This window comes from Bartonella sp. CL434QHHD (genome assembly GCF_042195145.1).
GTDB lineage: Bacteria > Pseudomonadota > Alphaproteobacteria > Rhizobiales > Rhizobiaceae > Bartonella.
Genome location: NZ_JBHINT010000005.1, coordinates 1 through 24785, shown reverse-complemented (window position 1 = coordinate 24785; position 24785 = coordinate 1). Strand labels below are relative to the sequence as shown.

General features: G+C 39.5%; 36 protein-coding genes. 31 read left to right on the top strand and 5 right to left on the bottom strand.

The window, feature by feature from the left end; translation table 11 throughout:
* Nucleotides 1-176 precede the first annotated feature (176 nt).
* Nucleotides 177-1121, bottom strand: coding sequence for a YopJ/AvrA family T3SS effector serine/threonine acetyltransferase (locus ACFILN_RS00550; RefSeq protein WP_375670630.1), 945 nt, complete (start codon nucleotides 1119-1121; stop codon nucleotides 177-179).
* A 703-nt stretch (nucleotides 1122-1824) separates the two neighbouring features.
* Between ACFILN_RS00550 and ACFILN_RS00545 the strand changes: the two genes are divergently transcribed.
* Complete coding sequence (locus ACFILN_RS00545) at nucleotides 1825-1974, top strand: hypothetical protein (RefSeq protein ID WP_375670629.1); 150 nt, start codon at nucleotides 1825-1827, stop codon at nucleotides 1972-1974.
* Nucleotides 1975-2106: 132 nt separating this feature from the next.
* Entirely contained in the window at nucleotides 2107-2298 is a 192-nt protein-coding gene (locus ACFILN_RS00540; protein WP_375670628.1) for a hypothetical protein, read from the top strand.
* Nucleotides 2299-2874: 576 nt separating this feature from the next.
* Here ACFILN_RS00540 and ACFILN_RS00535 read toward each other — a convergent pair.
* Nucleotides 2875-3441, bottom strand: coding sequence for a hypothetical protein (locus tag ACFILN_RS00535; protein WP_273790898.1), 567 nt, complete (start codon nucleotides 3439-3441; stop codon nucleotides 2875-2877).
* A gap of 1780 nt (nucleotides 3442-5221) precedes the next feature.
* Here ACFILN_RS00535 and ACFILN_RS00530 point away from each other — a divergent pair.
* The 24 genes from ACFILN_RS00530 to ACFILN_RS00415 all read left to right on the top strand — a co-directional run bounded on the left by ACFILN_RS00530 (nucleotide 5222) and on the right by ACFILN_RS00415 (nucleotide 17060).
* Complete coding sequence (locus ACFILN_RS00530; protein ID WP_375665130.1) at nucleotides 5222-5743, top strand: hypothetical protein; 522 nt, start codon at nucleotides 5222-5224, stop codon at nucleotides 5741-5743.
* Between the two features lie 38 nt (nucleotides 5744-5781).
* Nucleotides 5782-6306 (top strand): hypothetical protein, encoded by a 525-nt coding sequence (locus ACFILN_RS00525; RefSeq protein ID WP_375630975.1) that lies wholly within the window; start codon nucleotides 5782-5784, stop codon nucleotides 6304-6306.
* 48 nt (nucleotides 6307-6354) lie between these two features.
* Nucleotides 6355-6912 carry a hypothetical protein gene (locus tag ACFILN_RS00520; RefSeq protein WP_375670627.1) on the top strand — a complete coding sequence of 186 codons (558 nt, stop codon included), beginning with the start codon at nucleotides 6355-6357 and terminating at the stop codon, nucleotides 6910-6912.
* A 211-nt stretch (nucleotides 6913-7123) separates the two neighbouring features.
* Nucleotides 7124-7390, top strand: coding sequence for a hypothetical protein (locus ACFILN_RS00515; protein WP_375670626.1), 267 nt, complete (start codon nucleotides 7124-7126; stop codon nucleotides 7388-7390).
* 568 nt (nucleotides 7391-7958) lie between these two features.
* Complete coding sequence (locus ACFILN_RS00510) at nucleotides 7959-8180, top strand: hypothetical protein (protein WP_375670625.1); 222 nt, start codon at nucleotides 7959-7961, stop codon at nucleotides 8178-8180.
* Between the two features lie 10 nt (nucleotides 8181-8190).
* Nucleotides 8191-8397 (top strand): hypothetical protein, encoded by a 207-nt coding sequence (locus ACFILN_RS00505; protein ID WP_375670624.1) that lies wholly within the window; start codon nucleotides 8191-8193, stop codon nucleotides 8395-8397.
* Between the two features lie 124 nt (nucleotides 8398-8521).
* Nucleotides 8522-9040, top strand: coding sequence for a hypothetical protein (locus ACFILN_RS00500; RefSeq protein WP_375670623.1), 519 nt, complete (start codon nucleotides 8522-8524; stop codon nucleotides 9038-9040).
* Nucleotides 9041-9048: 8 nt separating this feature from the next.
* Entirely contained in the window at nucleotides 9049-9597 is a 549-nt protein-coding gene (locus ACFILN_RS00495; RefSeq protein ID WP_375667232.1) for a hypothetical protein, read from the top strand.
* A 57-nt stretch (nucleotides 9598-9654) separates the two neighbouring features.
* Nucleotides 9655-10212 (top strand): hypothetical protein, encoded by a 558-nt coding sequence (locus ACFILN_RS00490; RefSeq protein WP_375667233.1) that lies wholly within the window; start codon nucleotides 9655-9657, stop codon nucleotides 10210-10212.
* 199 nt (nucleotides 10213-10411) lie between these two features.
* Entirely contained in the window at nucleotides 10412-10771 is a 360-nt protein-coding gene (locus ACFILN_RS00485; protein ID WP_375670622.1) for a hypothetical protein, read from the top strand.
* A gap of 507 nt (nucleotides 10772-11278) precedes the next feature.
* The gene (locus ACFILN_RS00480; protein ID WP_375670621.1) at nucleotides 11279-11482 is read left to right on the top strand and encodes a hypothetical protein; all 204 of its coding nucleotides are present in this window, start codon (nucleotides 11279-11281) and stop codon (nucleotides 11480-11482) included.
* A 289-nt stretch (nucleotides 11483-11771) separates the two neighbouring features.
* Nucleotides 11772-12002: a hypothetical protein gene (locus ACFILN_RS00475; RefSeq protein WP_375670620.1), complete on the top strand. Its 231-nt coding sequence runs from the start codon at nucleotides 11772-11774 to the stop codon at nucleotides 12000-12002.
* 225 nt (nucleotides 12003-12227) lie between these two features.
* Nucleotides 12228-12593 carry a hypothetical protein gene (locus tag ACFILN_RS00470; protein ID WP_375670619.1) on the top strand — a complete coding sequence of 122 codons (366 nt, stop codon included), beginning with the start codon at nucleotides 12228-12230 and terminating at the stop codon, nucleotides 12591-12593.
* A 231-nt stretch (nucleotides 12594-12824) separates the two neighbouring features.
* Nucleotides 12825-13190, top strand: coding sequence for a hypothetical protein (locus ACFILN_RS00465; protein ID WP_375670618.1), 366 nt, complete (start codon nucleotides 12825-12827; stop codon nucleotides 13188-13190).
* Nucleotides 13191-13203: 13 nt separating this feature from the next.
* On the top strand, nucleotides 13204-13380 hold the full coding sequence (locus tag ACFILN_RS00460; protein WP_375670617.1) for a hypothetical protein: 177 nt from the start codon (nucleotides 13204-13206) through the stop codon (nucleotides 13378-13380).
* Nucleotides 13373-14356: a DUF6990 domain-containing protein gene (locus ACFILN_RS00455; RefSeq protein WP_375670616.1), complete on the top strand. Its 984-nt coding sequence runs from the start codon at nucleotides 13373-13375 to the stop codon at nucleotides 14354-14356. The genes ACFILN_RS00460 and ACFILN_RS00455 overlap by 8 nt, the downstream gene beginning before the upstream one ends.
* Before the next feature lie 89 nt (nucleotides 14357-14445).
* The gene (locus ACFILN_RS00450; RefSeq protein WP_375637676.1) at nucleotides 14446-14820 is read left to right on the top strand and encodes a hypothetical protein; all 375 of its coding nucleotides are present in this window, start codon (nucleotides 14446-14448) and stop codon (nucleotides 14818-14820) included.
* Nucleotides 14821-14830: 10 nt separating this feature from the next.
* The gene (locus ACFILN_RS00445) at nucleotides 14831-15403 is read left to right on the top strand and encodes a hypothetical protein (RefSeq protein ID WP_375663574.1); all 573 of its coding nucleotides are present in this window, start codon (nucleotides 14831-14833) and stop codon (nucleotides 15401-15403) included.
* Nucleotides 15404-15418: 15 nt separating this feature from the next.
* On the top strand, nucleotides 15419-15595 hold the full coding sequence (locus ACFILN_RS00440; RefSeq protein ID WP_273790878.1) for a hypothetical protein: 177 nt from the start codon (nucleotides 15419-15421) through the stop codon (nucleotides 15593-15595).
* Nucleotides 15596-15854: 259 nt separating this feature from the next.
* The gene (locus tag ACFILN_RS00435; RefSeq protein WP_375670615.1) at nucleotides 15855-16058 is read left to right on the top strand and encodes a hypothetical protein; all 204 of its coding nucleotides are present in this window, start codon (nucleotides 15855-15857) and stop codon (nucleotides 16056-16058) included.
* Nucleotides 16059-16139: 81 nt separating this feature from the next.
* Entirely contained in the window at nucleotides 16140-16307 is a 168-nt protein-coding gene (locus ACFILN_RS00430; RefSeq protein ID WP_375670614.1) for a hypothetical protein, read from the top strand.
* A 100-nt stretch (nucleotides 16308-16407) separates the two neighbouring features.
* Entirely contained in the window at nucleotides 16408-16545 is a 138-nt protein-coding gene (locus ACFILN_RS00425; RefSeq protein WP_375670613.1) for a hypothetical protein, read from the top strand.
* Nucleotides 16546-16654: 109 nt separating this feature from the next.
* Nucleotides 16655-16822, top strand: a complete 168-nt coding sequence (locus ACFILN_RS00420; protein ID WP_375670614.1) for a hypothetical protein — start codon at nucleotides 16655-16657, stop codon at nucleotides 16820-16822.
* 100 nt (nucleotides 16823-16922) lie between these two features.
* Nucleotides 16923-17060, top strand: a complete 138-nt coding sequence (locus ACFILN_RS00415; protein ID WP_375670613.1) for a hypothetical protein — start codon at nucleotides 16923-16925, stop codon at nucleotides 17058-17060.
* A gap of 341 nt (nucleotides 17061-17401) precedes the next feature.
* On the opposite strand, the gene ACFILN_RS00410 is transcribed toward ACFILN_RS00415, so the two are convergent.
* A complete protein-coding gene (locus tag ACFILN_RS00410; RefSeq protein WP_375670612.1) occupies nucleotides 17402-17917 on the bottom strand; it encodes a short-chain dehydrogenase in 516 nt (171 codons plus the stop codon).
* Between the two features lie 18 nt (nucleotides 17918-17935).
* Nucleotides 17936-18499: an NADPH-dependent FMN reductase gene (locus tag ACFILN_RS00405; RefSeq protein WP_273790873.1), complete on the bottom strand. Its 564-nt coding sequence runs from the start codon at nucleotides 18497-18499 to the stop codon at nucleotides 17936-17938.
* A gap of 983 nt (nucleotides 18500-19482) precedes the next feature.
* On the opposite strand from ACFILN_RS00405, the gene ACFILN_RS00400 reads away from it, so the two are divergent.
* From ACFILN_RS00400 to ACFILN_RS00380, 5 genes are all read left to right on the top strand, one after another.
* Nucleotides 19483-20016, top strand: coding sequence for a hypothetical protein (locus tag ACFILN_RS00400; RefSeq protein WP_375658262.1), 534 nt, complete (start codon nucleotides 19483-19485; stop codon nucleotides 20014-20016).
* A 30-nt stretch (nucleotides 20017-20046) separates the two neighbouring features.
* Nucleotides 20047-20256, top strand: a complete 210-nt coding sequence (locus tag ACFILN_RS00395) for a hypothetical protein (protein ID WP_375643477.1) — start codon at nucleotides 20047-20049, stop codon at nucleotides 20254-20256.
* Between the two features lie 427 nt (nucleotides 20257-20683).
* Complete coding sequence (locus ACFILN_RS00390) at nucleotides 20684-20968, top strand: hypothetical protein (RefSeq protein WP_375670611.1); 285 nt, start codon at nucleotides 20684-20686, stop codon at nucleotides 20966-20968.
* Between the two features lie 691 nt (nucleotides 20969-21659).
* Nucleotides 21660-22031: a hypothetical protein gene (locus ACFILN_RS00385; protein WP_375637683.1), complete on the top strand. Its 372-nt coding sequence runs from the start codon at nucleotides 21660-21662 to the stop codon at nucleotides 22029-22031.
* Nucleotides 22032-22048: 17 nt separating this feature from the next.
* Nucleotides 22049-23212: a DUF6990 domain-containing protein gene (locus ACFILN_RS00380; RefSeq protein ID WP_375670610.1), complete on the top strand. Its 1164-nt coding sequence runs from the start codon at nucleotides 22049-22051 to the stop codon at nucleotides 23210-23212.
* Between the two features lie 559 nt (nucleotides 23213-23771).
* Here the strand turns inward: ACFILN_RS00380 and ACFILN_RS00375 are convergent.
* Nucleotides 23772-24095, bottom strand: coding sequence for a hypothetical protein (locus tag ACFILN_RS00375; protein ID WP_273790865.1), 324 nt, complete (start codon nucleotides 24093-24095; stop codon nucleotides 23772-23774).
* Nucleotides 24096-24785: the final 690 nt, after the last annotated feature.

Genomic DNA, 24785 nt, shown 5'->3' with positions numbered 1-24785 from the left:
AAAGGCAAGGTATCTTTTTGTCTTTTAAGAGATCATGTTGCTTACTGTTTGCATCTTTAGCTCTTTACTTCTTTCAAAGGGAAAAGAAGATTTGCTAACAGCAACTTATATCTTACCGTAAAGCCGCAGAGCTTCATTCTTTGTGGATGTGGAATAGGGCTATGGCCAAATGCTTATTACATCATTAGAGATTTGTATTCTGTTGCTCTTTTTCTGTGTTGTGAAACAGAAACAGTTTTTGTCTCTGTTGCCACCAAGCTTCTCTCAAACCTCTCGTTTAGGGTTTCGCCTTTTTTGTTTACTTTTTCATGTGCTGCTTCTGGATTGGCTGTTAGATATTCCCTAAGACGTCTTCTGCCTTGCACGTGTTTGTATAAACGAGCTGGAAGATATGGATCTAATTTTTCAGCAGGTAAAGGCGTATCTGGTTCACATAACACACCCTTAATATTATCTTTGTGTAGTCTTTCTAATTTTTGAGCTTCGAGATAAAGCTTTTTAGCAAGGCTTAAGCTGAACATTCCACATTCAGAGGAACTGCGTTGAATATCCATTTCTGCCATGGCAAAAGAACAGTTAGACAATTCATGCGCTTTAATGGCCAATTGTGCCCTTAATGCTAGCACTGCTGATTGCATGTTTTTAAATGTTGTAGGTTCAAAAAATATCACGGACGTTTTGTCATCGATAGTTTGATGATCAATTACTGAAAAATGAATTCCTCTATCTTTTGTGTGAATGATAAATCTAGAAGATTTTATGCCTTTTTCGAGTGTTTCTTTTAGTGCAAGGGCAAAGTCGTGAGATGATGCTACCAATTGAAGACGCATTTCAGGATATTTACGATTTGCTTGATCTACCAAGGCTGGCATCAGTTTAAGATCTGTACTTGCATAATCAGCTGTAAACCAACGACCCATTAAGATGTCATCTTCTAAACGGGCAACAATATCTTTTAATTCCGCACGATTGAAAGGAGTGTTTTTTATTTTTTCGATGTTAAGCCGTTCTAAATGTGCAGCAAGAGTGTCTAATGATGCATTTGCATGCGCCCCTTCAGGTGCGCTTGCGCCTTCTGGTGTTTGTGAGGAATGAGGTGGGGGAGAATCTTGTGGCTTCATAATCTTAGCCTCCATGCTGATGATCGATAGGTGATATGATCTTCTTCAATTCTGGCTAAACAATGTTTTGAAAAAAAGCCTTTGCATCTTGAAAGGTGAGGCGATGAGAGCATAATGATGCCGTTTTCATATTTTTATGCGTGTATTGCTCATCATTGCTGTGATGTATGATATTGGTATTTTATGGGGGGATTATTAGGGCGTTCTGTTGGGAGCCCTTAGTGAATACGACTTGTTTTGAAAATCTCAAAATTATGGGGCTGTTGGTGATGCAAATTGGGTGATGCAAAAGAAAACAGTCAGAAAAAGACGAAAGATACCTTCAAACCGTAAAGTTTTAAACATTGTCGCGAAACACACTGTTTATAACAGTCTATAATAACTTATAATAGTCTAAATAATGCGAAAATTTTATGATGAAATCTGGACGCAGAAAACCCCTTACCGCACCTGTCATTAAATACGATTTTTCATATTCTGTCAACCGCAAAACGATTATTTTTCCTTTTTTATCGTGGAAAAAAATCTACAGAAAAAAGCTCATTCATTAGCTATGCAGCAAAATATCTTGTTTTAATGGAAAAGTTTTTGATGTGGCAAAAAACATTTTCTCCTTTGAGAAAGGCGTGGACAAGATGAAGGGAGAATTGTGGTTTTGAAATCCGTGGTATTTTATTGATGAAATTGGGAAGGCGGTGGTTGGATGGTGTTGCGGGGACAAAGCTTTAGGTGTTGCGCAGGGGGTGTTCCGTGGGGGATGACGAGGTGGGGTGTTCCGTGGGTGGTTAGAGGCGTGATGGCTCTTCGAGTGGCTGTTGGGGTCTCTAAAGGTTTCTGTATAAAGATTTATTGAGTAAACGCTTTTTCTCCTTTGAGAAAGGCGTGGACAAGATGAAGGGAGAATTGTGGTTTTGAAATCCGTGGTATTTTATTGATGAAATTGGGAAGGCGGTGGTTGGATGGTGTTGCGGGGGCAAAGCTTTAGGTGTTGGCGATTTGTGGGGGCGATTGGGGTTGTGCTGGCTGTCGTATTAGTGGTGGTGTGATGGGTGGAGGGTTATCGGTGCAGTTGTTGATGAGGGAGAAGATTGTTGGTAGGGGCTTTTTCTTTCCTTTAAGGGATGATGCTTTTAATTGTGTAAAGAAACTATGGGTTGTTTTAATGATAAGCTATTGATTTATAGTGGATATTTTATCATTATTTATTTTGAATGAGAAACCCAGATTATGCTGAAATAAAAGCCATAGCTTTTGTCCGTCATAAGATCAGGAAAGCCATATAGAATTGTACAAGAAAAGACGTAAAATGACGATAATGAATTGTCTTAAAAGCTAAGGATGTCGCGATATTGGGCGAAGTTTATGATGAGGGCGGTTTGTTACAATGGGGGTAGAGGGGAGAATGTTGCTGTTTTAAAGAGGGGCAAATATTTATCCTGCCCATGCCGTGAATATGCCGTGAATTATTGTCCTTTGAGGCATGGTTAAGTGAGGCATGGGTAGATATAAGGTTAAGTCTCTTTGACAGGTTGAAGTATTTTTTTTTAAGGGCGTGGTGGATATTTTAAAGCTTGTTTGTTGTGCGCTTTAAGCTTGTTAATTCTATGAAATTCTATGAAAGGGCAAGCTCAGTGGATCTCAAGTGCACCCTGCCAAAAGGGGACTTTATAAAGGAGCTGGTTATAAAGAGGCATGTTATAAAAGGAGGGGGAGAATCTTTATCCTGTGTGAAGGAGAAGAAACAATGGGTGTTTTAGCAAAGGCTCTTTGGGGTAGAACTGTCAAAATGTTTATAAAGGGCATCAAGAATAATACGCAACGAACCAACAAGATTAGGCAGCGGTTGATCTTCTATAACAAGATAGTGTAATGCCGCATGAAAGTTGTGTTGACGATGTAGATATTGTGCTTCTTTAATCGCTTCTTGCATATCTTCATAGTGTTCCGTTGCTCTTTGGACCCATTGCTTTTTTGCTTTCTCATCTGATGCGCTGTGTGTAAAACCATCGTAATAGCCGTTTGGTAAACCTTTTGCACATAAATAGTCGTTTCTAATTTGCAAGTATTGTTGTGCCGTGTCATATTGTTCTTTACTGATGCCTGATGAAGCCTCTTTATAGCCAAGCAAACAAAGACGCCCAATATAGGTCCCAACAAGCGGATTTTTCGCTTCTTCGAGGCTTAAACCAAAGTGTTTTGCACGCATTTCAATCGCAGATTGAAGCGCAGATTCGCTGGAGCTTTGGGCACGTGAAATACGTCCTTTGGGCTCTCGCTTTCCTGTTATTTTCGGTCTACCGCGTTTTTTACGTATTTTCATGAACTTAACCATTTGAATGAAAAAGAAACTGTCTGTTGATGGGGGACAGTGATGTAAAAAGCACTTGGCGCAAATATTGGGGGGAGCAAATACTTAAAAGGAGGAAAATACTGGGGGGGGGAGTGAGCAAATACTGGGAAATATCAGCCGTTGCAGATCAAAAAACAAACGATACTAAAGGCGTCTTTAAGCACAAAGAAAAGCAACGGTGTGGGGCGAAAAAATCATCTTTTTTATCTTATCCCTATCAGTTTTATCTTCCGCCCCTATCATGCTTATTTTTTCATGGATAGCGAATTATTTGCTTTTTAAATATTTCTTAACTGTTCTTGAGAGATTGAAGGAAAATTTTTGTCAAATGTGAATGAAAAAATAAGAATGGATTTTAAGGGCATGTCATTATCTTTCTAATAGGAAGTTTTTTCTAATGGGATTATTTGTCTCTTTTTTCACGAGCGCTTTGTGGAAACTTTTCAATTCCACCTTTGAAAAGTCATTGTTTTCTTAAGTTGGGAGCTTGTTATTTGGGTTCTCTTATTTTTTTGTTGGTGGGCGCTTTCCCAAGATATTTGATATACATCACGCTGTTAAGCATATTTTTATCCTTTATAGGAGATATGTTGTCTTCTTTTGAGTGGCAGAGAGCGGCAAAAAGCAAACCTCCGTATCCTATTATAATAGCATAAGATGCTCTATGTTTTCAAATAAAATATCGTTTATCGGCTTAAAATAAACTGTGAATGATCTCGCTATTTGGTTTGGTATTTCCTTTATAAGTATCCTTTATAGAGTATAAAATTTTCCGTTTTAATGGATCTCATCATAAGACGAGGGGATGTCGTTTAAAGGAAAGGATGCATTATCGAAAGAAGCTGTTTTTATAAGAAGAAAATGCCTTTATAAAAAGATGCTTTTATGGGAGATGCCTTGATGAATGTAGGGGCTGTATAAATGTGGGGGCTGTGAGATATTTCATCTTTAATGAAGCCTTTTTAATTAAGAAGCTTTCAAATGAGGATTAAGGTTGTTTGTCGCGCGCTTTTCATACTGGATAATCGGTTGCTTGTTCGACTTTGTGTTGTGTTGCTTTTTAAAGAGCCATGTCTTAGGGCTCTCTTTTGACCATTTCGCAAGGGTGCTCATGAAGGGTATAACGATAAAGTCCCCCAATGAAATCCATATAAAGTTTGAATAATATAAAATCTATTGCACACTTCCATTTTTACGCTTGTGAAGAAGAAAGTCCATAGCATCACACATTTTGCCAGCTCTCATTGTTGCGACAGCCCTTGGCATTTGAGACGCTTCCTTAGAGGCATTTATCATCCTTTCTTAATATTTTACTCTATATGGCTCTTTCTGCTTGTAACGCGCAAGAGACATGGTTTGGATTGGCCCAATATGGAACAGGTTTGGAATAAGACAATCCTATGCTATTTAGGGTTCTCATTTAAGGTGCTAAATAATAAATTGTTATAAATCAGTATGTTATTAGTAAAATTTTACACATCATATATTTTTTAGATTGAATATTTTTGCTTGTTGAGTTTTGTGAAACATTGTCTTTTAAGGTGTGGGTCATAGATAAGGAGACACAATAGCGTTTGTGCTTGTAAGCCTGAGAGATTGTATGTTGTCGCGTATAGGGAATTTAAAAAAATAGACTTAAAAAGTCCTATAGCACGGGTTTCATGGTGAAAAGAGTGCTCGATAAATCGGTTTTTCTGGTTGCATGTTTTCAAAGAGTGAATGGGCATTTTAGAAGTGAGAAAATATCCATATGATCGAAGATAAATCACAACACCAATCTATCCATGAGGAAAATACGGCTTTTGCATCACAGCCAGGGGTGAATCAGTCTGCAGTTTTTAAAAAATGGACGGCTCTCTCAAGAAGAGATTACGTCATCATTTTGTGTTGGGCTATCCCCTTGTTGGTGCTTTTTGCCGCGACTGTCTATATGAGCCCTTTGGAGTTTTTTCACATTATATCTAAAGAACAGCTTCAAGCACTGGAGAAAATGGAACAAGGAGATCTTCGAAAAATGACTAAGGAGATTTTGAAACAGCCTTTTGAAAATAATCCTGCTGTCTTGTTTTTGCGTAACGTAGGATGGAATGGTGTTTGGGCTTGTTTATGTTTCTTACCGCAAATGATTTGGTTTTGTCTTGTGCTGTTCTTTCCATTCTTTTTTGTCTTTAACGCCATCTCTAAACGGGATGTCAAGGAAATGATGAAGCTGTGGGATACATTGCCAGAGCAGCAACAGTTAGACAACCAATCTCTCAACAGAACACAATAGGGAAACGAGAGGCTAATTCTTTTGTAAGGAGTTTTGGAATGTTGATCACAGGAGGGTTGGGTGCTTTCATGTTTCTCGGGGAGATCATGATACTGTTTTCTACCGTCATGACAATCTTTGCACTTTATTATTCGTTGATAAAACGGACAATATTGTTGTTTTGGATGCGGCGCAAATTAAAAAAGGGTGCAGCGCAGAATTTGAGGCATAATCAGGCAGGAGGGAAAGGACAGAATACAGTTTGTGCAATAGAATTAAGCCCCCTTTCTTTTAAAGAATCTTTGGAACTTTCAAGAAAAGATTATTTTATCATCTTTTTTCTAGCCTTCATTGTGATTGTGTCTCTTACAGGTTTGATAGCTTTTTTTTCTTTTCTTATAAAATCTGCGATTGTTTTACACGGTTATATGGTTCTATTGTTTACGGTTGGCATGTTTGTCATGCAGCTGCTGTTGTGGTTCTGGCTATGGATTATTGTTTTTTTACCTGTCATTTTAATTCTCCATAGTTTCCTTCAGTATGGCGTGGAAAAAACAATGAAGAGGTTAGAAACATTTGTTTGAGCAGAGGATAAAAATGATGATTTCATATCAATGCGATAGGGGGGAAAAATGACTATTGTTATAAAATGTTTGGCTGTTTTAGGGATCACCATCATTGCCATTTTAATGGCTATAGTTATGGTCAGGCTTCCTTACCTGTTGATCAAGCATATGAGGTTATCTTTTAAAATCGCTCAAGACTTGAAAAAGAGTACGATGCAACAAAAACAAGCCATACAACAATTGCGCAATGATCTGGGAGAAATGAAAAGACACAATCTCGCCCATAAGACCCTTGATGCGAAAATGCGCTTTCTTAACTTCAAAGAATCTCTGCCTCTTTCTTCAAAAGAATGTAAAATAATCTTTTTTATCTTTGTCCTCTTTTCTGTTTTGCGGGCTGCTTGCTCTATCGCAAATTTGGTATGGTGGAAGAGTGATATGATCAGCGGGATCATGTCACTGTTGAACGCTTCTCTATGGATTGGATTTCTTCTCTTTTTTCCGATCATTTGGGTGATGTGCATAAAGTTAACAAGAAAATTGAACAAAATACTTCCACAATTGGAAGAAGCAATAAAACAACGCGATCAGGCAATTCGTATGCAGAATGGGCGTGGAGGATAAAATGACGGGTAGTCTTATAACATTAATAGCCATTTCTTTCCTGTTATATATGATCGTAAATATTTTATTGTGGGTGCCAGTTTGGACAATTTGTTACTTGTTTATCAAGCGTGCGAGGCTTTATTGTCGCGTGAAAAAGGAACTGAAATGCGTGCTGAATGAACGCGATATTGCCTTAAAACAGATCTCCCAAAAATAAAAAAGCAGCAGAATGTTTGATAAAAAACAGCTTTCTCTTGTTTGGCAAGACTATAAAAAAATATGCTATCTTTCTACGGTTATAGTGACTGCTCCAATAGTTATAACTGTTGTCGTTAAGATATGGAGAGGGCAGGACTTTGTTTCTCTTGTCGTATTCGAGCCACTAGCATGGATGCTTGCCTGTGTTTTTTTTATTCTTACCGATTGTTTTTATTATGCGTTTTATCGTGACACGTCAGTTGAACAAAATGATACGGCAATTAGAAGAAGAGGTTGAGCAGAAAGGAGCACCCGTCATATTATACGATGTGAATGAGGGAAAGTGAGCGAGGGAAAGTGAGCGAGGGGAAAAAGTGAAGAGAGGCTTTTGTTGAGCCTTGCTTTTGACTTGTTCATTAAGGTGCATGGGGGTACTTCTCGTTTTATGCTTTTTTATATTTGTGTCGTGTTTTTTAAAGAATTGGTGCTTTTGCTTGAGAGGTGCTCTTGCTTGAGTGGTACTTTTGTTTGAATGGGATTCTTGTGAGCTTTTAAGGGGAAAGTGAAGAGGGGCTGCTCTTGGACTTTACTTGCTGTTTCTGTTCTCTTAAAGAGAGAAAATCTTGTAACTTATTTTCTTTTATCAAGCATAAAAATGTGTCTTACCAAGCGATATTGAGAGCGAAAAATCTATACTTAAAGCAAAAGATATTCTGGTGTTTGGGGAAGAAAAGCCCATTTTCTTGCAGGTGGAGAGGCAAGACGCATAGAGAAGACGCGCCAAAAGCTTAAGTTTTTGATCAAGACGTTTTGCTCTATGGAAAGGGCAACAGTGCTTTTAAAGAGCTTGGGGTGGAGGGGGGAAATTGAAAGAAAAGAGGGACATCTATTTATTTACGAGACCGCTAAGGACAGTTTTTCTCTCTCTGGATGAAAAAGGTTTTGTGCAATTTGGTTATGGAATTGTGAGAGACGCTGGTATTCATGCGGCGGCTTGCCAAATAATTAATCCTTATCATTTTGAGGCTTTATCATTTTTGGGGGGCCAGATTGACAACGAGGCATTGAGGCAAAGGGGTGGGTTTTAAGGAAAAGAGATTGAAAATTTTTGAGGAAAAGGTAAGCGTAGGGCGTTTACGTCGTGTGCTTGAGGAAGCTTTAGATGAGGCAATGACTGAGGTTGATCTGGGACTGAGGGTGATCTTGGCAGCGTGCTTGGCTTTCAATAGAGCACCCTTCCTTGGAAAAAAGGGTGTTTTGGCTTGTAAGCGCGCATGTATAAGCGCGTATAGGGCAAATGAATAAAATACGTAGAGGGGATTTATAGTGCTTGCATTACTCTGAGAAGGGTGCTAAGCGAATTTACCGCGCTGGTGGCGTGCTATCAAATATTGAAGAGTGGGAATTTTAGAAGTGGGGGAGTATCCGTATGATCGAAGATAAATCACAACACCAATTTGCCCATAAGGGAGATAAGGCTTTTGTATCACAGTCAGTGTTGGATCAATCGGCAACTTTCAAAAAATGGATGATGCTTTCAACAAGCGATTATATCATCATTTGTTGTTTGGCTATCCTCTTGTTGGTGCTTTTTTCCGCGTCTGCCTATATGAGCCCTTTGGAATTTTTTCACGTTATATCCAAGGAACAGCTCCAAGCACTGGGACAAATGAAACAAGAAAGTTTTCAGGAAAGACTTCAGGAAAGTCTTAAACACCCTTTCCAAAATCCTATAATTCAGCATGTTCTTGATGCGGGGTGGAATAGTGTTTGGGCTTTTTTATGTCTCTTACCGCAAATAATTTTTGGCGGTCTTTTTGGGTTGTTTCCGCTCTTTTTTGTCTTTAACGCCGTATTTAAACGGGATGTGAAGGAAATGATGCTACAATGGGAAACCTTGCCAGAGCAGCAACAGCTAGACAACCAATCTCTTAACAGAAGACAATAGGGGGAAAAGTGACCGCTTCTTTAATCATTGGAATGTTGATTGCCGTAGGGACGGCAATTTTTATTTGTTCTGCAATTTTTATGGTATTCCTTTCTACCATGGTGACAATCGTTGCACTTTATTATTCGTTGATAAAACGGACAATCTTGTTATTGGCGACGCAGCGAAAATTAAAAAAGGGTACAGCGCAGAATTTGAGGCATTATCAGGCAGGAGGGAGAGGACAGAATACAGTTCTTACAACACAGTTGCGTGCCTTTTCTTTTCAAGAATCTTTGCTTCTCTCAAAAAAAGATTATTTTATGATCTTTTCTATCGCCTTCGTTATGGTTGCACTTTGCACAGGTATTGTCGTTTTTTCAGCTTTTCTTCCAAAATCTGCGGTTTTTTTGCACAATTACGCGCCTATAGTGCTTCACATTATTGATTTTGTCATGAAACTGCTGTTTTGGGTCTGGGCATGTATTGTTGTTTCTTTACCTGTCATTTTAATTCTCCATAGTTTCCTTCAGTATGGCGTGCAAGAAACAGTAAAGGAATTAGAAACATTTGCTTGAGAAGAGAATAAAAATGATGATTTCACATCAATACGATAGGGAAAAAAAGGGAGCATTATGATGCAACATTTAGCTTTTTTAGGGGGCATCGTCATTGCCATTTTAATGGTTATGGTCATTGTTAGGCTTCCTTACTTGTTGATCAAGCATATCAGGTTATCTTTTAAACTCGCTCAAGGCTTGAAAAAGAGTACGACGCAACAAAAGCAAGCCATACAACAATTGCGCAATGATCTGGGAGAAATGAAAAGACACAATCTCGCCCATAAGACCCTTGATGCGAAAATGCGCTTTCTTAACTTCAAAGAATCTCTGCCTTTTTATTCAAAAGAATGTAAAATAATCTTTTTTATCCTTATTCTCTTTTCTGTTTTGCAATCTGCTTTCTCTATCGCAAATTTTGTATGGTGGAAAAATGATAATGTTGCCTTTATCATGCAGCTGTTGAGCCTTATATGGTTAGGGGTTCTTCTCTTTTTTCCGATCATTGGGATCATGTGCATAAAGTTAACGAGAAAATTGAACAAAATACTTCCACAATTGGAAGAAGCGATACAACAACGCGATCAGGCAATGCGTATGCAGAATGTGGAAGGGGGACAAAATGACGAGTAGTCTTATAACATTAATAGCCATTTCTTTCCTGTTCTTTACGCTCTTAAGTGTTTTAATATGGGTGCCAATCGTTGTCATTTATTACCTGTTTATCAAGCGTGCGCGGTTGTATTGCCGCGTGAAAAAGGAACTGAAATGCGTGCTGAGTGAACGCGATATTGCCTTAAAACAGATCTCCCCAAAATAAAAAAGCAGCAGAATGTTTGATAAAAAACAGCTTTCTCTTGTTTGGCAAGACTATAAAAAAATATTCTATCTTTCTACGGTCATGGCGACTGCTCCAATAGTTATAACTGTTGTCGTTAAAATATGGAGAGGGCAGGACTTTGTTTCTCTTGTCGTATTCGAGCCACTGGCATGGATGCTTGCCTGTGTTTTTTTATTCTTACCGATTGTTTTTATTATGCGTTTTATCGTGACCCGTCAGTTGAACAAAATGATACGGCAATTAGAAGAAGAGGTTGAGCAGAAAGGAGCACCCGTCATATTATACGATGTGAGCGAGGGGAAAGTGAGCGAGGGGAAAGTGAGCGAGGGGAAAGTGAGCGAGGGGAAGTGAGCGAGGGGAAAAAGTGAAGAGAGGCTTTTGTTGAGCCTTGCTTTTGACTTGTTCATTAAGGTGCATGGGTGTACTTCTCGTTTTGTGCTTTTTTATATTTGTGTCGTGTTTTTTAAAGAATTGGTGCTTTTGCTTGAGAGGTGCTCTTGCTTGAGTGGGGATTCTTGCTTGAGTGGGGATTCTTGTGAGCTTTTAAGGGGAAAGTGAAGAGGGGCTGCTCTTGGACTTTACTTGCTGTTGGTGTTTTCTTAAAGAGTGAAAATCTTGTAACTTATTTTCTTTTATCAAGCATAAAAATCTGTCTTACCAAGCGATATTGAGAGCGAAAAATCTATACTTAAAGCAAAAGATATTCTGGTGTTTGGGGAAGAAGAGCCCATTTTCTTGCAGGTGGAGAGGCAAGACGCATAGAGAAGGTGAGCCAAAAGCTTAAGTTTTTGATCAAGACGTTTTGCTCTATGGAAAGGGCAACAGTGCTTTTAAAGAGCTTGGGGTGGAGGGGGGAAATTGAAAGAAACGAGGGACATCTATTTATCTACGAGACCGCTAAGGACAGTTTCTCTCTCTCTGGATGAAAAAGGTTTTGTGCAATTTGGTTATGGAATTGTGAGAGACGCTGGTATTCATGCGGCGGCTTGCCAAATAATTAATCCTTATCATGTTGGGGCTTTATCATTTTGGGGGGGTGCCAGATTGACAACGAGGCATTGAGGCAAAGGGGTGGGTTTTAAGGAAAAGAGATTGAAAATTTTTGAGGAAAAGGTAAGCGTAGGGCATTTACGTCGTGTGCTTGAGGAAGCTTGAGATAAGGCGATGACTGAGGTTGATCTGGGACTGAGGTTGATCTTGGCCGCGTATTTGGGCTTTCAATATGGGGGCACCACCTTGGGGAAAGGAAATTGTTCTATCTCTCAAGTGGCTTCTTCTTTACTTGCACACCCTTGGGGCTTTGACATTGCTTGCTGATGTTAACATTTGGTAGCTTTCTCATAAAAGCTTTATGGAAGATGAAAGTTTGGGCTTTGAAAAAAAATATCGAAAAAATCAATTTGGGCCGGTTTTGTTGTTGATGATTCAAATCGTCATAAAGACAAAGCAACTTCGTTACGATTTTCTTGCACTCGTTTGCTTCTTCTTTAGAAAGCAGCTTATCTTCCTGAAAATAAAAAGAGCACTTAGAATTTTAGAGTCAGAGACCCAAATTTGTGCAATAGAAGAAGATATTTTATGAAAATTTGATCGACGAGAAAAGAGAAGCCTTAAGACAGCAGAGGATATATTGTGGGGAATAAAAACATGATGTTTGAAGTTGATGAAAAAAAAGCACCCCTGATATTGTCTTTATAAAAGATGAGGGATACAAGCGCTTGATATTGATGAACCCTCATCCATTGTGAGGACGAAAGCTTCGGTTCATGAAAATGGCTTGAAAATTGAAACAAATGAGGGATAAAAAATGAGGGGCAATGGAAAAAATGCATCATTGGATGAAGAATTACGGTCTTTTTCGCTTGAAGAAGCGTTTTTAACAAGCAAAAATTATAAAGTCATCTTTTGCATTGCTTTCATTGTGGCAGCTTTAAGAACGGCTCTTCTCTTCTTACTCATGTGGCTTGAGTGGAAGTTGGCGGGGTGGGAAGGGGATGTTATAACAGTTCTCTTTTGCATCGTGCAGGTTATATTAGAGTTTATTTTTGTACTCATTCCTGTTGCCTTTGTGGTCCGCATCATCTTTACGCGTTTGTTGAAAAAAAAGATTGATAAGTTGGATCAAGAAATCTGGCAGCGAAGAAAAACCGCTTCTCAACAAAACAGCGCGTGAAGGGAGGGCAGAAAATGAATACTGGTCTTTATATATTCTCATGCGTTGTAGGAGAGACCTTCTATTCGTGCGATGTTTGAAGGTGATGGAAAAAAAATGCACCCTTGATATTGTCTTTATAAAAGATGAGGGATACAAGCGCTTGATATTGATGAACCCTCATTCATTGTGAGGACGAAAGCTTCGGTTCATGAAAATGGCTTGAAAATTGAAACAAATGAGGGATAAAAAATGAGGGGCAATGGAAAAAATGCATCATTGGATGAAGAATTACGGTCTTTTTCGCTTGAAGAAGCGTTTCTGACACGCAAAAATTATAAAGTCATCTTTTGTATTGCTTTCATTGTGGCAGCTTTAAGAATGGCTCTTCGCTTCGTACCCATGTTGCTTGGGTGGAAGTTGGCGGAGTGGGAAGGGGATGTCGTGGCAGCTCTCTTGTTAATCATGCAGCTTATATCATGGTTTATTTTTTTGTTCATCCCTGTTGCCTTTGTGGTTCGTATCATTTTCACGGTTCTGTTGAAAGAAAAGATTGATATGTTGGAGCAAGCACTCTGGAAGCAGAGAAAAACCGCTTCTCAACAAAACAGCGCATGAAGGGGCGGGGAAAATGATAGATATTAAAATGATGGATATTATTGTTGTACTCTCGTGGGGTGTGGGCTTGACGCTTTTCACGCTGCTTTCTGCTGTGTGCGTGATGTTTATTTGGGCATTGTATTACTCTACTTTCAAGCGGGTGAGACTGTATTGCCAAGTGACAAAAGAAGTTAAGCCGCGTGCTTGAACAACCTATCGCTTTTGAGCCGTCTAGTGGAGCAACGCCGATGATTAAGCTGTTATCTGAGGAAAAAGAGTTTTCTCTTTCTGATGAGGAAATCTTAACGATGGAAAGTGCAACGGCGCTTTTAAAGAGTTTGGGGTGGAAGATGGAAATTGAGGGAAAAGGGGATCATTTGGCCACCTATTATTTACCAGATCGTGAAGTGCAGTTTCTTTATAATGCTGAGAAGGGGTATCCGCGATTTGATTGTGCAATTGCGGTGGTTTCTGGTATCCATGCGGCGGCTTGCCAAACGATAGACCCTTATAATTCTGGAGGCTTGATTGCTCTTGAATTGAGTTTTGATGTGAAGGGGGTGGAAATTTTTGAAGAAAAGGTAAGCGTTGGATGTTTACGTCGTGCACTCGAGAAAGTTTTAGAAAAGGCAATGACTGAGGTTGATCTTGGCAAGATGCTTCATTCTCAATATAGAATCCTGCCTTGGGAAAACAAAACTGTGGTCCCTCGGTTGGCTTCTTATTCCCTGCGTTATCTTGCAGCTCTGGCTTTGATGGGCGATGTTGAAACTTTACACTCTTATCAGAAAAGCTTTATGGAAGGTGAGAAGCTGGGCTTTGAGACAAGCATCGAAGAGGAGCATCTGGAACGCGCAATGGTGATTGCTCAGGCGGTAGAAAAGACAAAGCAACCCAGTTACGATTTGCTTCAACAGGCGGCAAAGGATTTTTCCATGGAGGTAGAGAGCTATGAATGTTTTAGAGCTACAGATCCCAATTTGTGCAATAGAAGAAGAGATTCTTATGAAAATTTGATCGAGGAAAAAAGAGAAGAATTAAGGCAACAGGGATATTTTGTTTACGAAAAGGACGCGATTTGTGAGGTTGATGGAAAAAACTATCGTCCTCATATTCTTTACATAAAGGATGGGGAGTTAGAATATATGGATGTAGAAATTAGGGTTGAGGAAAAAAATTATTGAGAAAAAATAAAGCGTTTAGATAAATTAAAAAGAGCTTAAACCTAAAAATAGAGCGTAAAAAGCGCGAAGCGTAAAAGCAGAGGGGAACAATGCAGGAGAAAAAAGCAACATTTGAAGAGTCTTTCTTTTCATTTAGAAAATTTATGGTGTCTTCAGTGGAAAGGCGTAAAGGGGTGGGAAGGTGTAAAATAATAGGGTGCCGCTTTTTTATCATGTTTTGTACGTGCCTTATCATGATGGCTTTAGAAGTTTCTGCGGGTGCAAAATCTCTGGTACAGCCGTTGCAATGGACAAGATGGGAAGGAATTGGTTCTCTTATTTTTCTCTTACCAGTGTTGATATGGTTTTGTCTTCTCACACCCCTTCCTATTTTGTGGGGCATTTGTCGTTTTAAAGAGCGTAAATTGGAAAAAATAAAGAAAAAACTAAAAGAAAAAATAAAGCAGCAAGAGATTAATCAATGAGGTTATACACATGAGGAGTGAGGCCGCGGTTTTTATTTTGTTTCTGCCGATTGGATGTTTTTTTCTAAATGCAGTTACAGTTTTTGCCATTTTTGTGAATATGATTATTGTGGCGCCTTATTATTCTTTAATAAAGCGTTTGAGGCTCTATTACAGAGTGAAAAAACAAAGACGTTTGATGAAAGAACATCCACAGCGTTTTTGTTTCTTTGAAAAAAGCGGAAAAGAAAAAGAGAGAGTGCCGCAAAACTTAGCACTAGAAACACAGATAAGTTTCTATTCGTTAAAAAAATGGCTCGCTTTTTCACGCAAAGATTATATCCTCCACGCATGCCTCTCTTTCATCATTATATTTTTCAAAGCTTATGTCTATGTGATTTTCTTTAAAGGGATAGATGAGATAGATGAGAGCAGATTTGAATATTTTGCCATTCTCTTGCTTTTCTGGTTTTTTTTATCGGTATGTATTTTTGCAACGATCCCTGTTGTTGTGATCCTTCGTGAAATTTTAACTCATCGATTGAAAAAGAAAATTCAGCAATTGGAAGAAGTGACTGAAGCAACCCAATCAATCAATTTATAAAGAGAAGGGGATAAAATGCATTACGAAATGGCGGCAGCTTGGACGGTGATTTTGATCATTCTGCTGGGGGGTGTTTTTGATTTTTTCTTAACAATACCCATTGTGGCACTGTATATTTCTTTTATCAAGCGTTTGATCTCGTATTACAAGGTTACCAAACAATTAAATGCAGCGCTGAAAAAGCGCATGTAGTGCTCGTGTCATGGGGGAGGCATAAGTTTTAGATCATGCCATTGCTTCACGGCTTGGGAGGAGGGCATCGATTGTTTTTCTCATTTTACGCTGATCTCTGGGGGAATGGAGGGCGTTGGGGGAAAAGGGTTGATGGCAATGAATAGGCTGGTGATAGGTTTGTAATAGGCTTGTATAGGCTTTAATGGAGCGGTTGATCGGAAGTTTGTTGTTTTCTGTGAATTTGCAAAATCGTAAAAACGTGGAACTGTAAAAGCGGGTGTGTGGTTGCTCAAGAGCCGTGACGGTTGTGGGGCGGTTGGGGAGAAAAGGTGCCAATGGAGGATGGTTGGATTGTGCAATGCGTCAAAATTGGAATGGGGGATTGGGGGATTGGGGGATTGGGGGATTGGGGGATTGGGGGATTGGGGGAAAAGGGCTGATGGCAATGAATAGGCTGGTGATAGGTTTGTATAGGCTTTAATGGGGCGGTTTATCGGCAGTTTGCTTGTTTTCTGTAAATTTTTAAAATCGTAAAAACGTGGAACTGTAAAAGGGTGTGTGGTTGCTCAAGAGCCGTGATGGTTGTGGGGAGGATATGGGGAGAAGAGGGTGCCAATGGAGGATGGTTGGATTGTGCAATGCGTCAAAATTGGAATGGGGGAATGGGGGAATGGAGGGCGTTGGGGGAAAAGGGTTGATGGCAATGAATAGGCTGATGATAGGTTTGTAATAGGCTTGTATAGGTTTTAATGGGGCGGTTTATCGGCAGTTTTGTTGTTTTCTGTGAATTTGCAAAATCGTAAAACGTGGAACTGTAAAAGGGTGTGTGGTTGCTCAAGAGCCGTGATGGTTGTGGGGAGGATATGGGGAGAAAAGGTGCCAATGGAGGATGGTTGGATTGTGCAATGCGTCAAAATTGGAATGGGGGATTGGGGAATTGGGGGAAAAGGGCTGATGGCAATGAATAGGCTGGTGATAGGTTTGTATAGGCTTTAATGGGGCGGTTTATCGGCAGTTTGCTTGTTTTCTGTAAATTTTTAAAATCGTAAAAACGTGGAACTGTAAAAGGGTGTGTGGTTGCTCAAGAGCCGTGATGGTTGTGGGGAGGATATGGGGAGAAGAGGGTGCCAATGGAGGATGGTTGGATTGTGCAATGCGTCAAAATTGGAATGGGGGAATGGAGGAATGGAGGGCGTTGGGGGAAAAGGGTTGATGGCAATGAATAGGCTGATGATAGGTTTGTAATAGGCTTGTATAGGCTTTAATGGGGCTGTTTATCGGAAGTTTGCTTGTTTTCTGTGAATTTGCAAAATCGTAAAACGTGGAACTGTAAAAGGGTGTGTGGTTGCTCAAGAGCCGTGATGGTTGTGGGGAGGATATGGGGAGAAAAGGTGCCAATGGAGGATGGTTGGATTGTGCAATGCGTCAAAATTGGAATGGGGGATTGGGGAATTGGGGGAAAAGGGCTGATGGCAATGAATAGGCTGGTGATAGGTTTGTATAGGCTTTAATGGGGCGGTTTATCGGAAGTTTGCTTGTTTTCTGTGAATTTGCAAAATCGTAAAAACGTGAAACTGTAATAGGGTGTGTGGTTGCTCAAGAGCTGTGATGGTTGTGAGAGGGGGATAAGCCCGTGTGAGAAGGGTTAGAAAAACGTTTGGTTTTGGAGCTGTTGATATAGGCATGCTGTTTAGAGGCGTAAGGGAGGGGGATTGTTCGTTCTCAAAGCCTATGATGTAAGAGAGTATGGGCTATTCAAGAGGGTGTTCGGGTATGGATAGAGATTGAAGGGGCACTGCTTCTTTGCAAAGCCATAGGTGTTGTTCATAAGTTTTGTTTATTCATATGTTTTTTTATGGCATCCAGTACCTGTTGGCTTATCTCCTTATGGGTCAGCCATCGTAAACCTTTGGGCGTTGTTTTTTGTCCTAATTGAATGGGGATAAAATCAACCTTGTTTTTGCGCGCGCACTCGAGGATCATTTGATCATGCATGTTGGAACCAAAAATATGAAGAATACATGGCGGTTTAGGCAAAAGAGCCAACTGCTCAATTAATGCGCAAGAAAATGCATAGGCGGGCGAATGAATCCATAATATGCAATATTTTAGATCATGCCATTGCTTCACAGCTTCTAAAAATTGCGCCTTTGATGCCGCACAATCATAATCCAACGACACACACAACTGTTTGTTGTGCAATGCCTCAAGCTGGACTTTATGGGAAAGAAAGCGTGCAGCAATAATCACTTCTTGCGGCTTTAGTGATTGATACAAAGGGGCAAGCATCCCTGTACCCCCTACCACTAAATAACGATAGTGCGCATCCTTTTTTTTCATGCCCCCTCCCTTATTACTTTAAATCCCACCTCTTTGCTTTAAAAATGTGTACATTTCATCAGCAAGTCTTTCACAACGTGTTTGTACCTCTTCACTTGTAACTTTCCAAGTACGACCTTCATCATCTGAGGAAAAATCTTCGTTGGAAGAGGCGATTTGACATTGGAGTGTATAACCATAAAGCGTGTGTACCACCGGAACTAAATGCTCACACGGTTGTGCGCATTTTTTGGCCGTACTCCCATGAGAGATAAGCCCAACAGGTTTATTTAAAAAGGCATTATAGCTCAAATTATCAAGAGCATTTTTTAAAACACCCGAATAAGACCCTTGATAAACGGGGCTTGCTAGAATAACGCCATCAGCCGCTGCAATGGTTTTTACAAACTCACGGACCGCAGCACTTGGATTAGCCTCTACCTGCTGATGATAATCGGGATCTGTCATCGGCAAGGGCTGTTCACGCAAATCAACCCACTGAAGTGATGCACCCCGCTTTATGAGGCAATCCGCTAAATAATTGGCTAAAGTTCTTGTTAAGGAAGGTTGACGCACAGACCCCAAAATAATTGCTATATTCAACAGGATTCTCCTTTATCTTTTCCCCACAAGCCTATAACGCAAGGCTTATAAAGAAGTGTGAGTAAAATGGCGCGTATCAATGCTGTTTATAAAGAGCAATTGTGTTGATATCGCATAGTTATAGAATCAATCCATGCTAACAAGATTGTTGACAAAACAACACCTCAAATTTGCAAGGGAATGTTAGTGCTTTCATTAATATTAAAATGCTTGATCTCAAGAATTGCGGCTGTCTCTCTGTCTTAGAAGCGCTTTTATGAATATATTCTAAGCTATTGGCTTGCAAGATCCCCAATGAAGAATGGAATATATCGTCATATTTTGAATGATCATTGATCCTTTTTAATTGGAATAAGAAAGTTGTAAGATTTTCTCATTTCAAATGCTCTTATTGCGCGATCATTTGCAAATCAATGGAAGTTCCTTTTTTCATGTCTTAAGTGGGGGGTCCGAAAACAATTGAGAAAAGAATAAAAATGCTTCTGTCTTTTCAAGGGATAAAGGCTATCGTAGAAGCTAGATAGGGCTGTTTTTTGGGCAGGGGGTGGGGTTGTCGTAGGAGCCTTACGCTAATGGGGTTGTCCGTGTTGAGGAACGAGTTATGGCGTAGCTTGTTGCAAGGGAGGGTAAGGCTATTGTAGAGGCCGCAGGGGGCGTATATGAATGGTGCCGGATTACATTTTTTATTGAAACAATGGTGGTGATAGAGTTTATAGTAAGGGGATATATTCATGGGAGCGCTATTGTTATCCCCTTCATGGGGGCTGTTCATGAAATGGGGTGTACGCGCGTTGGTTTGGAAGTGTTGAGAGATTTCTTTAAAACAAGCACGTGAATTGGCAAAACTATTGGCAACATGAATATGCAATACGAGTGTTTTCTGGGGTGTTCTGTTTGACGATAATGGATGCAATGGTGCTTTGAGAGATTATGCGTGTCCTTATAAAGTTAGGGACAAACAGTTGCATAAAAGGGAAGAGCAAATGAAGGGGGAAAATTCCACATTTTATAACAAACGGTGCTCTCTTTTTTTGGGAAAATCATTTCGTTCTTATAAAGATCATATGATTATTTGTCTTATTTCTATCCTTATTGGGATAGGTTATAAAGCTCTTTTGATCCCATTAGAAGCCAAGTGGCCGTTGAGTGTATCGCAGGATAGCACTCTTTTGGCGCTTTTTGTGCTGCGTGAAGTCATCATGGTGGTTGTTGTTGCCTTGATGCCTGTTTTATTGGTGCTTTATCTCATCTTAACGTATTTGTTGAAAAAAAAGATTCAGCAGTTAGAAGAGGCTATCCAGCAACGGGGTCACACAATCGATCAACAAAATAATCCGGTAAAAAACAATAGAGAAAAAATAAGCTGTTTTTTTATCGTATACTTTTGGTTGATATTTCTGCTAAACGTCTTTTTTCCTGCGGGTGTTGTCATGCTCATTTTAGAATTTTACTATTTTGTTTTCAAGCAGGTGAGAACGTATCGTAAAGTGAGACGGGCATTAAAACGCGTAAGATAAAGAGAGTGACAAGGCGCTTTTGTAGCTATCGTGAGGGGTAAGAGGCAATGTTTAGAAGCTCTCGTGACACAAGAAGAGGGGATGGTTGGAAAATCATCTGGCAAAGAGGATAGCCTATTTTCGTTTGTAATGAGGAGGATGCTCTTAATCATTGGGAAGAGCAACCGCGCTTTTAGAAAGTTGGGGGTTTTTGTTGAAAACAAGGGAAGCGCCATGCATCGCACTTTTCGTGGTTCTTAAAAGAGCGGGCATGAGATAAAGAAATGCGTTTTTCATAAAAAAAGGAAGAGCAATGAAGGGGAAAAATTCAGCATTTTATAATGGACTGCGCCATTTTTTCGAAAAAAGTATTTTTTCTGTGCGAGAGCATGTTGTCATTTGTTTTCTCTCTCTCATTATTGAGCTATGGAACAGGATTTTCTTTCTTGAGCTATGGAACAGGATTCTCTCTCTCTCATCCTTGGATAGCAAAGAGTACAGCATTTTTTCTCTTGAGCTGTGGAACAAGATTTTCTTTCTCCTATCCTTGGGTAGCAATGGGGAACGGACAGGGTGGTGGGATACACCTCTTTTTCTCTCTCTGTATGCGTTTTGGAAAGTTATTATAGTGTGTGTTTTGGTCTTATTCCCAGTTATGTTGATACTCTACATCATATTGTGGTTTTTGTTGGTAAAAAATATTCGGAAATTGAAAGGAATAGATCAGCAACGGGGTAAAATAACCGATCAAAAGGATTGGTATAAAAAAGGCGATAGAGAAAAATGGAGTGATATTCTTGTTACAATATTCGGTCTCGTGCTTATGTGCGTGACATTGGTGGTTGCTTGTATTCCTATGATGATTTTACAACTTTATTATGGTGTCTTTAAGCAGGTGAGAACGTATCGCTGTTTAAGAAAAGAACTGAAAAACGTCTTGCAAGAACAGGATACAGCGTTTGAGAAGTCATGAGAGGGAAAAATAATGAAGAAATTATGAGAGATTCAGCCTTTATAGGGATTGCTCTCTATACCATTTTGCCTCTGATATTTTTTGGTGCTCTTTCATGAGGTGTCCGTAAACATTGCTCTAAGGAGCAGTGTTGAGGGTGGCATTGAGTGAAAGAAAAGCCGATTATGGATTAGTATTGATTTAAGGGAATAAGAGCCCTTGGGGTTTAGAGCCTAGAGTGAGTGCTTGGGACTTACTTTATCGTTTGAGGCGTGAGGAAGGAACGGTTTTGCTTGTAGGGGCGCGCGGTATATGGGTTGTTTTCGTATTTTTATGAGCCTTGTTCATTCAAGCTTTGAAATGAATCCTATTGAAGTGGGGTTGCAGGGTGATTTTCTTGAAAATAAGAGAATTTTTGGGAAGAAAAAGCTGAATTGTGACTATTGTTTACAGATTGGCGTGGTTTGAAAATCTTTATTGTTTGCAATGTGAGGAAGGTAAGAGGGTGGCAAGGTAGCAGGAATATTATAATTTTTATTATGACGCAAACCATAATGGTCTGTGTACTTTTCTTTATTCCGGTGGTATTTGGGTTTTGCATCATCATAATGCGTAAATTGGAAAAAAATCCAGAAACGAGAAGAGGCAATCTCTGTGTGATAGCAAATAAGCTCTCTGTCGCACGGGTCTTTTCAAAGAGAGAGGGGAATACATGAAGGAGCAAAATTGGGCATCAGAGCAAGAAACGCATAAAGGAGTGCATTCTTTTTCGCTCCAGCACGTGTTGCTCTCAGCAAAGGATTATAAAATTATCTTTGCTATTGCTGTTCTCATTATCATGTGGAAAATGGTGCTAGAAATACCAGGTGTATTGAATTGGCAGCTGACAGGGTGGCAATATGTTGTGCATGCCGTTCTCTTTAAAACAACGGACATCATAACGGTCTGTGTTATTATTTTTATTCCGGTTATGTTACGGCTTCGCACCAAAGTGACGGGTGAGTTGCGAAAAAATATTCAGAAACTAGAAGAAGCAATCTCTGTAGGAGAGCACATAAGCTCTCTGTCGCACGGGCTTTTTTAAAGACTGAGAGGGGAAAAATGAACAGTGATCCTATAGCCGTATTTCTATTAGATCCCGGATTCTGGGTGATGATTGTTATTTGCATGATCATTATCATGCTTATTTTAGCTCTTTATATCTCTGTCTTTAAACGGATGAAAATGAATTTCCAAGTGAAAGGCGAGCTGGAAAGAGTGCTTAAAGAAAATGATCTTGCAACGCAGCAGTTTTGGAAAGATGAAGCTGTGGTGCAGGAGAGGCGTTTGCAACTAAAGGAAAAAGAGTTCTCTGCCGATTATGATGATGATGATGAAATTCTCACGATAGAAAGTGCAACAGGGCTTTTAAAAAGCTTGGGATGGTCGGTGGAAATCGAGGGAAAGGGAGATTACTTGGCAACCCTCTTTTTACCAGATCGCGAAGTGCAGTTTCTTTATAACGAGCAACGAGTGGAAGAGTTTTCGCCTTTTGATCGCGGACTTTTAATTATGAGCGGTATTTTTGCGGCGGCTTGTCAGACGATTAATCCTCATAATTCTGGGGTTGTGCCAACGGTATTTATGAATTTTGTACCCAATGGATTGGAAATTTTTGAAGAAAAAGTGAGCGTCCAGCTTTTAAAGAAAGCACTCGATAAAACTTTAAAATGGACAATGGAAGATGATTCTTTGCATGAAATGTTTCGCTCTCAATATGGTATTCCCCCTTGGGAAAAAGACTCTTTATCTTGGGCAACGGATGATGACATAGAGCTCGCACCTTATGCTTTGCTGCATCTTGCTGCTCTTGCCTTACTTGGCGATGTTGAGACTTTAGCTTCTTATGACGAAAGTTTTACGGCAGGGGAGAAGCTTGGCTTTGATGAAACCATTGAAAAAGTCCATTTGGAACGCGCGATGGTGATCGCTCAAGAAGTGAAAAGGGAAGGAAAGTTCAGTTACGATCTACTGGAACGGGTTGCTGAGAAGTTGTCTATAGCCATGGACTATCAGCTTTTCAGAGTGAGATCCCCTAATACGTGTAATCAAAAACGTGCTTTTCATAAAAAATTAGTCGAGGAGAAAAAACAAGAATTAAGGGAACAAGGATTTGATGTGAGTGATGAACAGTTCGTGTTTGAAGCAGAGGGGGTAAAACATGCTCCTGATATTACTTATATTAAAGATGGTGAACCTGCATTTATGGATATAAAAATTGATTAGTGTTGTACTCTCCTGTTGAAGGAAAGCACTCTTATTTAAAAGATGTGAAAGCGCCATGATTGAGACGCTTTCACACCTTTCTTACCAGAGCCAAATAAAGGGCTCGAAAAATCAAGAATAATAGCCAAGATTTTAAAAAATAGACTGGAAATAGCTTGATCCTCAAGAATAGGGGGAAAAATCAATTATAAATTCTACTCTCTTCTTTAAGACTGTTCTGTTGTTTTGTTAGAAAATGCTCATAAATTATCGCTTATTCAAGTGCCTTATTCAAGCGGTATGAGGGAAAGATCCATTGACTAAAGCGCTATGGGGGGAGCTTTAAGGGTTAGAGCCTTTAAGGGTTAGAGCCTTTGTCATTTGAGGGGAGAGGAAGGCAAAAAATGGCATTTTTGAAGGCTGTGATATTTGGCCAATAAAAATAAAAACACAATAAAAATTAAACTAAAACAAAGGAAAAATTAAACTAAAAAAGGCCCCATTTAAAAAGGGCCTTTTTATTTAAGTTTTACAATATATACAAAATGTATATAACTTTACTTTAAGAACTTTTTGTATCTTATACTCTAGTAGAAACAAGTTGTATGAAATATATAATAATTGATCCTAAAAAACTAGCTATTGCATTCAATAAACTTTTTCCTTTCTCGTATATATCGTTTATTGATGCTTGTTCTGATGCGCTTCTATTACTGACTCTCAGTATATTCAATGTATCCGATGTGTCCCTTACTTGTTTAACAAACTGTAAATTTGTTTTCTCAATAGTATAAGGTGCAACAATAGGAGAGGGCTGTTTATTGACTATACGATCAGATTTTTGAATCGCGAGAGCTAAACCACTTGTGATAGCCCCCGCTATGAAAAAATATCTGATATTCATAGTTTTTCTCCTATATTTATTTCGATAAATAAATATCGATACGTATCATATATAAATTCGATTTAAATAACTATAGTAAAAATACAACAATCACAAAAAAGAATAAACTTTGTCTATATTTTGACAAAATTTACCCTTAATTGCCTTAATGAATTCTTTTAGATTCGATTTTATGAAGGCGTAAAAAGGTTTGAAAGCTCTGTAGGCAAGTGGAATCCCATAAGATGGGTGATACGGCAGTCGCTAGAAAACTTCCTTTTGTGCCTTTGACCAAGGATTCATAAAAATGAGGGTTCATAAAAATGAGATGCGATGAAAATTGAGTAAAACCCTTGAAGGGAAGGATGCACTCTTTTGAAGGCGGAGTGCATCCTCTTATGGATTGGATACTGCCTTTATGAGGGTTTGGCAGTTTCCGTTGAGGGGAAGGATGCCCTCTTTTGAAGGCGGAGTGCATCCTCTTATGGATTGGATACTGCCTTTATGAGGGTTTGGCAGTTTCCGTTGAGGGGAAGGATGCACTCTTTTGAAGGCGGAGTGCATCCTCTTATGGATTGGATACTGCTTCATGAGGGTTCGGCAGTTTCCGTTGAGGGGAAGGATGCACTCTTTTGAGGGCTAGAGTGCATCCTCTTATGGATTGGATACTGCCTTTATGAGGGTTTGGCAGTTTCCGTTGAGGGGAAGGAT

Bases quoted from the DNA above. Each gene is read 5' to 3' on its own strand.
- ACFILN_RS00550 (WP_375670630.1), bottom strand. From the start codon at position 1,121: ATGAAGCCACAAGATTCTCCCCCACCTCATTCCTCACAAACACCAGAA.
- ACFILN_RS00545 (WP_375670629.1), top strand. From the start codon at position 1,825: ATGGTGTTGCGGGGACAAAGCTTTAGGTGTTGCGCAGGGGGTGTTCCG.
- ACFILN_RS00535 (WP_273790898.1), bottom strand. From the start codon at position 3,441: ATGAAAATACGTAAAAAACGCGGTAGACCGAAAATAACAGGAAAGCGA.
- ACFILN_RS00530 (WP_375665130.1), top strand. From the start codon at position 5,222: ATGATCGAAGATAAATCACAACACCAATCTATCCATGAGGAAAATACG.
- ACFILN_RS00525 (WP_375630975.1), top strand. From the start codon at position 5,782: ATGTTGATCACAGGAGGGTTGGGTGCTTTCATGTTTCTCGGGGAGATC.
- ACFILN_RS00520 (WP_375670627.1), top strand. From the start codon at position 6,355: ATGACTATTGTTATAAAATGTTTGGCTGTTTTAGGGATCACCATCATT.
- ACFILN_RS00515 (WP_375670626.1), top strand. From the start codon at position 7,124: ATGTTTGATAAAAAACAGCTTTCTCTTGTTTGGCAAGACTATAAAAAA.
- ACFILN_RS00500 (WP_375670623.1), top strand. From the start codon at position 8,522: ATGATCGAAGATAAATCACAACACCAATTTGCCCATAAGGGAGATAAG.
- ACFILN_RS00490 (WP_375667233.1), top strand. From the start codon at position 9,655: ATGATGCAACATTTAGCTTTTTTAGGGGGCATCGTCATTGCCATTTTA.
- ACFILN_RS00485 (WP_375670622.1), top strand. From the start codon at position 10,412: ATGTTTGATAAAAAACAGCTTTCTCTTGTTTGGCAAGACTATAAAAAA.
- ACFILN_RS00475 (WP_375670620.1), top strand. From the start codon at position 11,772: ATGGAAGATGAAAGTTTGGGCTTTGAAAAAAAATATCGAAAAAATCAA.
- ACFILN_RS00470 (WP_375670619.1), top strand. From the start codon at position 12,228: ATGAGGGGCAATGGAAAAAATGCATCATTGGATGAAGAATTACGGTCT.
- ACFILN_RS00465 (WP_375670618.1), top strand. From the start codon at position 12,825: ATGAGGGGCAATGGAAAAAATGCATCATTGGATGAAGAATTACGGTCT.
- ACFILN_RS00460 (WP_375670617.1), top strand. From the start codon at position 13,204: ATGATAGATATTAAAATGATGGATATTATTGTTGTACTCTCGTGGGGT.
- ACFILN_RS00450 (WP_375637676.1), top strand. From the start codon at position 14,446: ATGCAGGAGAAAAAAGCAACATTTGAAGAGTCTTTCTTTTCATTTAGA.
- ACFILN_RS00445 (WP_375663574.1), top strand. From the start codon at position 14,831: ATGAGGAGTGAGGCCGCGGTTTTTATTTTGTTTCTGCCGATTGGATGT.
- ACFILN_RS00440 (WP_273790878.1), top strand. From the start codon at position 15,419: ATGCATTACGAAATGGCGGCAGCTTGGACGGTGATTTTGATCATTCTG.
- ACFILN_RS00410 (WP_375670612.1), bottom strand. From the start codon at position 17,917: ATGAAAAAAAAGGATGCGCACTATCGTTATTTAGTGGTAGGGGGTACA.
- ACFILN_RS00400 (WP_375658262.1), top strand. From the start codon at position 19,483: ATGAAGGGGGAAAATTCCACATTTTATAACAAACGGTGCTCTCTTTTT.
- ACFILN_RS00385 (WP_375637683.1), top strand. From the start codon at position 21,660: ATGAAGGAGCAAAATTGGGCATCAGAGCAAGAAACGCATAAAGGAGTG.
- ACFILN_RS00380 (WP_375670610.1), top strand. From the start codon at position 22,049: ATGAACAGTGATCCTATAGCCGTATTTCTATTAGATCCCGGATTCTGG.
- ACFILN_RS00375 (WP_273790865.1), bottom strand. From the start codon at position 24,095: ATGAATATCAGATATTTTTTCATAGCGGGGGCTATCACAAGTGGTTTA.